This window comes from Microcoleus sp. ARI1-B5, from assembly GCF_036705795.1.
Classification (GTDB): Bacteria; Cyanobacteriota; Cyanobacteriia; order Cyanobacteriales; family Microcoleaceae; genus Microcoleus.
In genome coordinates this window covers 1-1,722 of record NZ_JAUBVK010000025.1, presented here as the reverse complement: position 1 = coordinate 1,722, position 1,722 = coordinate 1, and the positions used below count along the sequence as shown (strand labels likewise).

Annotated in this window: 1 protein-coding gene; it reads left to right on the top strand. The window is 53.7% G+C overall.

Going from position 1 to position 1,722, the window contains the following annotated elements; translation table 11 throughout:
* On the top strand, nucleotides 1–1,435 hold a 1,435-nt coding region (locus tag QUB63_RS26520; protein ID WP_332948351.1), incomplete at its 5' end, for a calcium-binding protein.
* Between the last annotated feature and the right edge of the window lie 287 nt (nucleotides 1,436–1,722).

Here is a 1,722-nt window from a genome sequence, read left to right as displayed (position 1 = left end):
GACGGAAAGTCCGACTCCGACGGAAAGTCCAACTCCGGTAACAACTCCGACTCCGACGGAAAGTCCGACTCCGGCGACAACTCCAACTCCGGCGACAACTCCAACTCCGGTAACAACTCCGACTCCGACGGAAAGTCCAACTCCGGCGACAACTCCGACTCCGGTAACAACTCCGACTCCGGTAACAACTCCGACTCCGACTCCCACGGAAACTCCGACTCCGACTCCTGCTGGAACTCCGACTCCGACTCCTGCTGGAACTCCGACTCCAACTCCTGCGGGAACTCCGACTCCAACTCCAACGGAAACTCCGAGTCCAAATCCTGTTGACTCTGACAGCATTGGCGGCGGCAATGCCGACGATTGCATTTGCGACGAAATTACCTTACCTGCGATCGATTCGATTCCGGGCCCGAATTCCGTCGATCGCACTTTCAACGGCACCGACGACAGCGATTTCCTCACCGGCAGCAATCTCAACGACGCTATCAACGGTTTCAACGGCAACGACATCCTGCTGGGCTCAAGCGGTAACGACAATATTTATGGCGGGCGGCCCAGCAATATCCCCCTCGGCCCGAATGCAGACAAAGACTTGCTATTTGGCGGCAGCGGCAATGATTACCTCAACGGGGATGCGGGCGACGATCTCATTTTCGGTGGTAAAGGCGATGATGTGGCGATCGGCGGCAAAGACGATGACTCCATTTGGGGCGACAAAGGCAATGACACTCTGGTGGGGGCTGAGGGTAACGACTCCTTGTTTGGAGGCAGTTTTGACCCGTCTAGCCCTGAGTCGAACGGACAGGATTTGCTGTTTGGCGGTGCTGGCAACGACTTCTTAAACGGGGGAGATGCTGCGGATACTCTCAGCGGTGGAGAGGGCAACGATACGCTGAACGGCGGCAAGGGCAATGATGTTGTGGTGGGGGGTACGGGCAACGATCTGCTGTTGGGCGATCGCGGCAGCGACAGCATTTGCGGCGGTGATGGGGAGGATACTATTTTCGGCGATCGCGGGCTCGGCTTTAACGGCGAGCCAGATTTCCTCTGCGGCGGTGCTGGCAACGATCTGCTGTTTGGCAACGGCGGGAGTGACAAGCTGTGCGGTGATGAGGGCAACGATACTCTTTACGGCGGTAAGGGCGACGATTGTCTGACTGGCGGTTTGGGCAACGATATTCTCAGCGGCGGCATTGGGCGCGATCGTTTTATTTTAACCGCAGGTGAAGGCAGCGATGTAATTACTGATTTCACTAAAGGTGAAGATTTGCTAGTGTTAGCGGGCGGTTTAACTTTTGCTCAACTTACTATTACCCAAAGCCCTAATGCAGCTTCGATCGCGATTTCTCAGAACGGTCAACTCTTGGCTACTTTGAATGGAGTGGCTGGTAGTGCGATCGATCAGAATGATTTTCTCGTATTGGGGCGATAAAATTAGCCGTAGGGTGCGTCAGGAAAGAGCATTTTCACCCATACCAAAAATCCCATGCTGACGCACCATTTATGCCGTGGTGCGTCAGGAAATAGAATTATCAATCACCGAAAAATCCCATGCTGACGCACCATTTATGCCGTGGTGCGTCAGTTTTTAGAGGGTCAGTTTATCGCCAAAATCTCCCTAGCTGACACACCCTACTTCTGATTAGGACTTACGCATTGACAAATCAGCCCAAATATGCGTCAATTGCTAAAATTACGGGATTTTTTTGTCAGAGCCAG